This window comes from Cellulomonas sp. P4_D11 (assembly GCF_056401915.1).
In genome coordinates, this window is record NZ_JBFUIK010000064.1 from 1 (window position 1) to 8,414 (window position 8,414).

The 8,414-nt window shown below is 75.8% G+C and carries 8 protein-coding genes, 1 tRNA gene and 1 pseudogene; 5 read left to right on the forward strand and 5 right to left on the reverse strand.

Annotation, left to right across the window (positions count from 1 at the left end):
• Together AC1DT4_RS19950 and AC1DT4_RS19955 are read right to left on the reverse strand one after the other, a co-directional pair.
• The coding region (locus AC1DT4_RS19950; RefSeq protein WP_477091497.1) for a GTPase at positions 1-907 on the reverse strand (907 nt) is incomplete at its 3' end.
• Entirely contained in the window at positions 904-2,667 is a 1,764-nt protein-coding gene (locus AC1DT4_RS19955; RefSeq protein ID WP_477091498.1) for a dynamin family protein, read from the reverse strand. The genes AC1DT4_RS19955 and AC1DT4_RS19950, both read right to left, overlap by 4 nt.
• A gap of 118 nt (positions 2,668-2,785) precedes the next feature.
• Here AC1DT4_RS19955 and AC1DT4_RS19960 point away from each other — a divergent pair.
• Positions 2,786-2,858 (forward strand) — tRNA-Arg (locus tag AC1DT4_RS19960).
• A 5-nt stretch (positions 2,859-2,863) separates the two neighbouring features.
• Here AC1DT4_RS19960 and AC1DT4_RS19965 read toward each other — a convergent pair.
• Both AC1DT4_RS19965 and AC1DT4_RS19970 read right to left on the reverse strand, forming a co-directional pair.
• A complete protein-coding gene (locus AC1DT4_RS19965; protein WP_477091499.1) occupies positions 2,864-3,742 on the reverse strand; it encodes an alpha/beta fold hydrolase in 879 nt (292 codons plus the stop codon).
• A gap of 9 nt (positions 3,743-3,751) precedes the next feature.
• Entirely contained in the window at positions 3,752-5,038 is a 1,287-nt protein-coding gene (locus AC1DT4_RS19970; RefSeq protein ID WP_477091500.1) for an APC family permease, read from the reverse strand.
• Between the two features lie 208 nt (positions 5,039-5,246).
• On the opposite strand from AC1DT4_RS19970, the gene AC1DT4_RS19975 reads away from it, so the two are divergent.
• Both AC1DT4_RS19975 and AC1DT4_RS19980 read left to right on the forward strand, forming a co-directional pair.
• On the forward strand, positions 5,247-5,438 hold the full coding sequence (locus AC1DT4_RS19975; protein ID WP_477091501.1) for a hypothetical protein: 192 nt from the start codon (positions 5,247-5,249) through the stop codon (positions 5,436-5,438).
• Between the two features lie 177 nt (positions 5,439-5,615).
• The gene (locus AC1DT4_RS19980) at positions 5,616-5,885 is read left to right on the forward strand and encodes a hypothetical protein (protein ID WP_477091502.1); all 270 of its coding nucleotides are present in this window, start codon (positions 5,616-5,618) and stop codon (positions 5,883-5,885) included.
• Here the strand turns inward: AC1DT4_RS19980 and AC1DT4_RS19985 are convergent.
• On the reverse strand, positions 5,882-6,586 hold the full coding sequence (locus tag AC1DT4_RS19985; RefSeq protein ID WP_477091503.1) for a phosphatase PAP2 family protein: 705 nt from the start codon (positions 6,584-6,586) through the stop codon (positions 5,882-5,884). The genes AC1DT4_RS19980 and AC1DT4_RS19985 overlap by 4 nt on opposite strands.
• 71 nt (positions 6,587-6,657) lie before the next feature.
• On the opposite strand from AC1DT4_RS19985, the gene orn reads away from it, so the two are divergent.
• Both orn and AC1DT4_RS19995 read left to right on the forward strand, forming a co-directional pair.
• The gene (gene orn / locus AC1DT4_RS19990; RefSeq protein ID WP_477091504.1) at positions 6,658-7,329 is read left to right on the forward strand and encodes an oligoribonuclease; all 672 of its coding nucleotides are present in this window, start codon (positions 6,658-6,660) and stop codon (positions 7,327-7,329) included.
• Positions 7,330-7,348: 19 nt separating this feature from the next.
• Positions 7,349-8,414 (forward strand): annotated as a pseudogene (locus tag AC1DT4_RS19995) (hypothetical protein); the annotation flags it as partial.

Sequence of the window (8,414 nt, forward strand, 5' to 3'; positions counted from 1 at the left end):
GCAGGCCGACCGCCGCGGAGAGCCGGTCGACGACGTCGGAGACGGAGAGCGCGGCGGGCGCGGGYTCGCGGGCGGCGACCTCCGCGGCGAGCAGGGCGGCGGCGTCGTTCAGCTCCGCACCCGCGTGCCGTGCGGCGAGCGAGCGCGAGCTCACGGCGGTCGCGAGCAGCTCGCGCAGGACGCCGACGCCCTCCCCCGTGCGGGCGGAGGCCTCGCGGACCGCGACGCCGGTGAGGCCGTCGTCGACGAGCAGGTGCTCGACGTCGGCCACGAGCTCGGCGCGGACGTCCTCCGGGACGGTGTCCACCTGGTTGAGCACGAGCACCATCGACGCCTCGTGCCCCACGAGCCGGCGCAGGTAGCCGCTGTGCAGCGCGTCGTCGGCGTACTTCTGCGGGTCCACCACCCACGCCAGCAGGTCGGCCTGCGGCAGCAGCCGGTCCACCACCTCGCGGTGCTCGGGCGCGATGGAGTCGTGGTCGGGCATGTCGAGCAGCACCAGGCCGCGCAGCGGCGCCTCGGACTCGCCGTCGAGCAGGCTCTCGCGCTCGATCCGGCGGTCGGGCACCACGCCGAGCCAGTCCAGGAGCGGTCCACCGTCGTCGCCCCAGACGCACGCCGTGATCTCCGACGTGGTGGGGCGCCGCACGCCGACGTCGGCGAAGTCGAGCCGGCAGATCGCGTTGAACAGGCTGGACTTGCCGGAGCCGGTTCCGCCGACGAGGGCGACCACCGTGTGGTCCACGCCGAGCGCGAGCCTCTCGCGCACGCTGTCGACGGTGGCGACGACGCCGGCCACGACCGCCGGCGCGAGGCGGGGACCACCGACGGCGAGCGCCCGGTCCAGCGCGTCGACCCGGACCGTCAGGGCTGCGGTGTCGTCGCCGTGGAGGGCCCCGTCGCTCACGTCAGTCCCTTCAGCACGGCGAGCCGGAGGCGCAGCCGCGACGCGGCGTCCTCGGCCAGGTCCGGGTCCGCGAGCACGTCGCCCACCGCGGCGCGCTCGACCGCGACCTGTCCAGCGACCCGCGCGACCAGGTCGTCGCGCAGCTCCTCGACCGCGCGCTCCGCGGCGGAGTCGATGAGGTCCACGAGCAGGTCACGCGCCTCACGCACGCCCGAGGCCGCGGCCAGAGCCACGGCGGCCAGCCCCTCGTCCCCCAGCGCGTGCTCGGCCTTGCGGCGGCGACGGACCTCGCGAGCCACGTCCCGGCGCGGGCGGGCGACGCCGTCCGCCGACGTCTCCGCCGGTCCGGCGGTCAGTGCTGCGCGCACGACGCGGGGCCCCTGGGCGGTCCAGGCGCGCGCGGCCTGCTCGGCCGCCGACCGTCGCCCCGCCCGCAGCCCCGACTCCACCCACGCGGCGTCGACGGATGCCCCGCCCTCGGGCTGGTCGGGAGCGGTGAGCGCCGCGCGCAGCACCTCCTCGGTGTGCGCACCGGCGGCGGTGAGGACGGCGGTCGCGGAACGCGTCAGGTCCTCGACCAGCGGCGCGACCGCCGCGGCCCGGGCGCGACCCTCGCGCGACGAGCCACGGACGCGGCCCGAGCGGACGACCCCACCGAGCGGCGCCCCGTCGGCCGTGAGCTCGGACCAGCGTGCACGGACGGCCCCGTCCGCGACGGCGCCGCCGCGGATCGACGCCGCCGCCTGCGCGGTCGGCGCCTCGATCACCTGATCGAGCACGACCGCGATCGCACCGGCGGCGTCGGCCTGCGCCTGCACCGCCTCGGCGAGCTCGTCGACCCACGGGCGCAGCGCCGCGAGCGAGCCCCGCAACGTGCGGCCGATCACCGTGCGCGCCCGGTCCGGCCCGGCCAGCATCGCGAGCCACCGCTGGATCGGCGCCACGGCGGACGCGGGCAGCAGCCCCTCGTGCGGACCGAGATCGGGGACGACGAACAGCGGAGAGCCCTGCAGACCGTGACCGCGCAGCCGGTCGAGCAGGTCCCCGCGGACGGTGGGGAGCGAGTCGGGCGGCACGCGGTTGAGCACCATCGCGATCGAGGCCCCGCGCTCGACCGCGCCCTGCAGCACCCGCCAGGGCAGCGCGTCGCCGTACCGGGCGGCCGTGGTGACGAAGAGCCAGAGGTCAGCCGCCTCGAGCAGCCGGTGCGCCGACTCCCGGTTGGACTCCAGCACGGAGTCCAGGTCGGGGGCGTCGAGAAGCGCGATGCCCCGGGGCACGTGCTCGTCCGCGACGACGCTCACCGACTCGAGGACGGGGTGGTGCGACAGCAGCTCGGTGTCCTGCGGGTGGTGGACGAGGACGGGGTTCCGCGTGGTCGGTCGCAGCACGCCCGCCGTGCTCACCTCGGTCCCCACCAGCGAGTTCACCAGCGTCGACTTGCCCGCACCGGTCGACCCCGACACCACCACGACCGCGGGCGCGGAGAGCTCGGTCAGGCGCGGGACGAGGTGCTCACCCAGCTGGTCGACCAGGCGGGCCCGGGACGCCCGCGCGGACGCGATGCCGTCGATCTCGAGCGGGAAGCCGGTCGCCTCCACGTCCCGCCGCAGGTCGCGCACGGCGTCGAGCAACGAGGTCGCGGCGAGCGGGCGCGCCAGGACGCCGCGCGGGTCGACGGCGGCATGGCGCGCCTGTGCAGCCAGCGGCCGCACAGGTTGCGCGGGGTGCACTGGCGCCGTGCCGGGCTGCGCGCTCACGCAACCATTGTCGCGGTGCGATCTGACCTGGCAAAACACGCCACGCGGCGCGGCGACGTCCGGTTCGTACCGCGCGGGACATCCCGTAGGCCGCCGTTAGGCTGTGGGCGCACGTCCAGCCCCCGTAGCTCAACGGATAGAGCAACGGCCTTCTAATCCGTCGGTTGCAGGTTCGAGTCCTGCCGGGGGCACCCAGTCACAGGCCGGCGAACAGCGTCGCGACCCCCTGCGCGACCGCGTCGGGTGCCTCGAGGTAGGCGAAGTGGCCGCAGTCGGGAAGAACGCTGAGCTCGGCGCCGGGGATCGCCTCGACCACGTGCCGCGCCAGCTCGACGGGGATGACGTCGTCCTCCCCGTGGATCACCAGGGTCCGCGCGGTGACGCGACGAAGCCTCGGCAGCAGGTCGTACCCGGGCGAGAACCACGTCTGCTCGCCCAGCCGCTCCTCGACCGCCCGCGCCAGCAGCACACCCTCGGCGGTCCACCCCGCACGCATCCGCGGGACCACCCGGTCGAGGAGCTCCGGCCGGTGCAGCGCGCCCCGGAAGTGGAGCCGGTAGTACTGCACGTCGGCGGAGGGGTCGCCCGCGCGGAAGGCAGCGGACGCGGCGATGCTCCCCATGGCCTCCGCCTCGGCCGGGGGCCGGGTGCGGCGCCGGTGCTCGAGGTACCCCGCGGCGTCCGCCGCCGAGGCGGGAGCCGTGTTCATCAGGACCAGCCGGGTCACGCGCTCCGGGTGGCGGGACGCGTACTCCATCGCGAGCACGCCTCCCCAGCTGTGCGCGAGGAGCGCCGTCGGGCCCACGCCCACGTGCTCGCGCACGAGGTCGAGGTCGGCCATCTCGGACTCGATGCTGACGTCCTGGGCCCGGACCCCCTCGGCCGACCGCCCCCGCCCGCGCTGGTCGTAGTACACCAGGCGGACGTGCTCGGCCAGCCTGTCGAGCTCGGGCAGCAGGTACCGGTGGTCGAAGTCGGGCCCGCCGTGCAGGACGACGATCGCCGGACCCTCGCCGACGTCCCGGACGAACAACCGTGCCCGACCGGCCGTGACATAGCCGGTGCGTGCGTGCACACCGCGATCCTAGGCCCGTCCCTGGCGGCGTCCGAGGCCGACGAGGCACGCGACGCCGGCCAGCCCGAGCGGCACGACCAGGTGCCAGCCGGCGAGGACGGCGAGCGCCAGCGCCAGGGCGCACGCGACCACGGCGGCCCACCACCCGGCGGTGCCCCGCGCGAGCAGGCGCACGGCGGCGACCATCCCGGCGGCGTAGATCGCCACGATGCAGCTGGTGTGCACGAGCACGAACGGCGTGAGGTCCCCGCCCGTCGCCACGGCGAGCGCGAAGTAGACGGCGGCCATGGTCCCGACGACGGCGAGCGCGCGGCGCGGCACCCCACCCGGTTGCGCGCCGCGCGCCAGCCATCCGGGCAGGTCGCCGTCACGGCCGAGCGACGCGCCGAGCTTGGCGAACGCCCCGAGGTACGTGCCGAGCACCCCGAGGGTGACGATGCCGGCGACGACCGCGACCATGACCCGCCCGACCCCGGGCAGCCCCACGTCGACCAGGTCCATCAGCGGGACGTCCGAGGCCACGGCCCGGTCGCCCAGGACCGTGACCGTGACGTACTGCAGGGCCAGGTACGCGACGCCGACCACCACGAGCGCAACGGCCGTCGCGCGCGGGATGGTCCGTCGGGGATCGCGGAACTCGCCCGCCATGTGCGTGACGGCCTCCCAGCCGGCGAACGCCCAGACGTAGAGGCTGGCGGCGGCACCGACGCCCGCCCAGCCGCGGGGCGCGAACGGCACGAGGTTCGCCGGGTCGGCCGCGGGCAGCGAGACCAGCACGACCCCGACGACGAGCACCACGAGCGCGGCCGTGAGCGAGAGCTGGACGGGGCCGGCGAGCCGCAGCCCGACCGCGTTGGTGACCAGCGGCGGGACGAGGAACGCCGCGCCCACGACGTACACCTGCCACTGGCTCCCCCCGAGCATCGCGACGACGTACTGCGCCCCGAGCAGCGCCACGACCGGCGAGCCGACGCACACGCCGAAGAAGAACCAGTAGCCGGTCATCCGCGCCGCGGTCGCGCCCAGCGCGAGCCGGACGTACGTCGAGACGCCGCCCGCGTCGGGGTGTCGCGTCGCGAGGGCGGCGAACGTCGCCGCCAGGGGCACGGACGCGATCAGGACGGCCGCGACGGCCACCAGCGACGCGGGCCCGGCCGCCCGCGCGGCCAGCGTCGGCAGGAGCAGGATGCCCGTCCCGAGCACCGAGGCCACGTACAGCGCGCTGCCCAGCGCGAGGCCGATCCGCGGCTGGGCCCCACGGGTCTCGGCCGGAGCGGTCAGGGCGGAGGCGGGCACCGGTGCAGCCTCTCCCGCGCCACCCCCGACGGGCCATGCGGCAGACAGGCGTCGTCCGTCGAGATCCCGCCATCCCGTGCCATCGAGAAAACCGGACGAAACGGCCCGAATAATCACGTGACGACGACCACAGCGACGTGGTCTTGTACTCCCACACCACCAATAGCCAGGGCCTCGGCCCTAGCACCGTCATGCCCAGGAGCACACCGTGAACCCGACCATCTCTCTCGAGCTCGCGCGCCAGGACCACTCCCAGCGCCTCGCTCACTTCCACCAGGCACGCGTCCGCGCATCGGCGCGGCACGCCAGACAGCCGTCCGAGAACATCGGTCGGCCCCCGGATCCGCGGCGCGCCCCGGCGCGCTCGACGCACCTCGTCGACGCCGTCAGCGCGCGCTGATCCTCAGCACCACCCAGCAGGCCCCCGGCGCGGGCCGATCCGGAGGGGATCGGCCCGCGCCGGCATGCTGAGGGGCGCGACCCTCCCCCAGACCCGCCCGGTGGTCCGCGCTCGCAGCCGCGCGTGCCACCATGACGCCATGCCGCCCTCCGTCCGCCAGCGCCCGGGGCGTGCGTGATGGGCCGGCACGCCACCCCGGACCCGGCCGCCGACCAGCCGCTGCGACAGCGCCTCACGCGCCACGTCGTCGTCTGGCTCGAGCGGATCGGCCTCGGTCTCGCCGCCGGCGCGGGCACGCTCCTCGTCCTGCGCTGGGCCGGGACGTCGTGGACGGCGAGCCTCTGGATCGCCGGCGCGATCGCCGTGGTCGTCCCCGTCGCCGCGTGGCTGGCCTCGACCGTGCCCAGCCACGACAGCCACGACAGCCACGACCAGCCGGCGAGCTAGCCGGGGGGCGGCCGCGTGTGCAGCCGGTCGACCACGGACACGACGCCGAGCACCACCACGGCGAGCGCGACGGCGGCCACGACGTCCGTGAGGAAGTGGTAGCCGAGGTACAGGCGGCTGAGCGCCACGAGCGCGGTGCCGACGACGGTCGCGACGCCCCACGCGACGACGCGGGCCGTCGACGGGTGCCGGCTGCACACCAGGTAGCCCGCCACCAGGAGCAGGGTCGCCGTCCCGAGGGTGTGCCCCGACGGGAACGAGGCGGTCGTCTCGGCGCCGGGAACGTACATCGTGTCGGCGGGCGGCCGCGCGCGGCCCACGAGCCCCTTGGCCGCGAGCCCGAGCAGGGTCGACCCCACCATCGCTGCCGCGAGCAGCACGGGCCGCCACCACTCGCGTCGGACCAGCCCCCAGACCAGGCACCCGACGCCGACGATGATCGGCAGGACGGTCGGGCCCGACACGAACGTGATGGCGGCGAGCACGGACGTGAACCCCGCGGTGCGGTGCGCCACGAGCCAGTCGAGCACGGGCTGGTCGAGGTCCCACAGGTCGTCCTTCTCGCGGACACCGTCGAGCACGCCCAGGAACACGGCGAGCCCCGCGACGACGAGCAGGAGACCGGGCAGGACCGCCCACAGCACCGGGCGGGCGCGCAGGGCCGCGAGGGGCGTCGGCGCGAGGGCCTCGTCGTGCGACATCCACCGACGCTAACCGGCGTCGGCGCCGCGCACGAGCGCGCGAGGCCGCACCGCCCCCTAGGCTGACCTGCGTGACCAGCACGCCGACTCCCGCGCCCGCCGCTCCCGGACACGACAGTGCCGACCGCATCGTCTGGATCGACTGCGAGATGACCGGCCTGGACCTGGGTGCCGACGCCCTGGTCGAGGTGGCCGCGGTGGTCACCGACTCCGAGCTCCGCGTGCTCGGCGAGGGCGTCGACGTCATCATCGCGCCGCCCCCCGAGGCCCTGGAGCAGATGAACGACTTCGTGCGCACCATGCACACGACGTCCGGCCTGCTCGAGGGCCTGGCCGCCGGGACCACGCTCGAGGACGCCCAGGCGAAGGTGCTCGAGTACGTGCGCACGTGGGTGCCGGACCCGGGCAAGGCGCCGCTGGCGGGCAACTCCGTCGGGACCGACAAGGCGTTCCTGGACCGCGACATGACCGAGCTGGTGGGTCACCTGCACTACCGGGTGATCGACGTGTCCTCGATCAAGGAGCTCGCCCGCCGCTGGTACCCGCGGGTGTACTTCGCCTCGCCGCGCAAGAACGGCGGCCACCGCGCGCTCGCGGACATCCTCGAGAGCATCGACGAGCTGCGCTACTACCGGGCGGCGCTCCTGCCGGCCCAGCCCGGACCGGACTCGGCCGCGGCGAAGAAGATCGCCGCGGAGGTCGTCGCGACGTCGGTGAAGGGCGCGCTGCTGCCGGAAGGCTGAGCGCCAGGTCGGAGGTGACGTGCAGCGCGTCCGCCGTTGGCTGCGCCGCCACGATCCCGAGGCGTACGCGCAGCACCGCGCGATCCGGCTCGCCCTGTCCGCGACGGTCGTTCTCGCCGTCTCCGACCTGCTCCTGCACGACCCGCAGGTGGTCACGTTCGGGGTCTTCGGGTCGTTCGCGCTGCTCCTGTTCGTCGACTTCCCCGGCAGCCCGGCGGGCCGGCTCGGCTCGTACACGGGCCTCGTCGTCGTCGGCTGCGCGCTGATCTGCCTCGGCACCCTCGCCTCGCGGTCGTGGTGGACGGCGACGCTCGGCATGCTCCTCGTCGGCACCCTCGTCGCGTTCGCCGGCACCGTGTCCGCGGCGATCGCGTCCGCGCGCAACGCGGCGCTGCTCCTGTTCATCCTGCCGGTCATGGTGGCCGCGGACCCCGCCGAGATCCCGTCGCGGCTGCTCGGCTGGGGCTTCGCGGCGGTGGTCTGCGTGCCGGCCGCCCTGCTGCTGTGGCCGCCCCGGGAGCACGACCGGCTGCGGTCCACGTCCGCGGCCGCCTGTGCCGCGCTCGGCGGCCAGCTCGCGGCGCTCTGCGGAGCGAGCCCCGGACCCGCGGTGGACGCGGCGTTCACGGATCTGCGGCGCGCCCTGCGCGGCACCGCCTACCGACCCGTGACGCTGACCACCGGCAGCCGGCTCCTGCTGCGGCTCGCCGACCAGCTCGAGTGGCTGCACCAGCTGGTCCGCGTGTCCGACCCGGCCGCGGTCGCCGGCTGGCCCCCGTGGAGCCGGCAGGTCGTCCGCTCGTGCGCCGCGGTCCTCGTCGCGTCCGGCGGGGTGCTGCGCCGCGACCCGCACTCGACGCAGGCCCTCGAGGCCAGGCGGCACCTCGACGTCGCGCTCGCGGCGCTGGACGCGGACCGGCGGGCGGCCGCCGACGAGCTGACCGACGAGCTCGTGCGCGGCGTCCCGCTCACCGCCGACCAGCTGGACCACCACACGCAGCGCGCGCACGCCTGGGCCTACGCGGCCGAGCTGGCGGGCCGGACCGCGGCGGCGTCGGCCGCGGCGGACGCGCGCGGGCTCGGCG

Excerpts from the sequence above, each read along its gene's own strand:
- AC1DT4_RS19985 (WP_477091503.1), bottom strand. The coding sequence starts at position 6,586 with ATGTCGCACGACGAGGCCCTCGCGCCGACGCCCCTCGCGGCCCTGCGC.
- AC1DT4_RS19980 (WP_477091502.1), top strand. The coding sequence starts at position 5,616 with ATGGGCCGGCACGCCACCCCGGACCCGGCCGCCGACCAGCCGCTGCGA.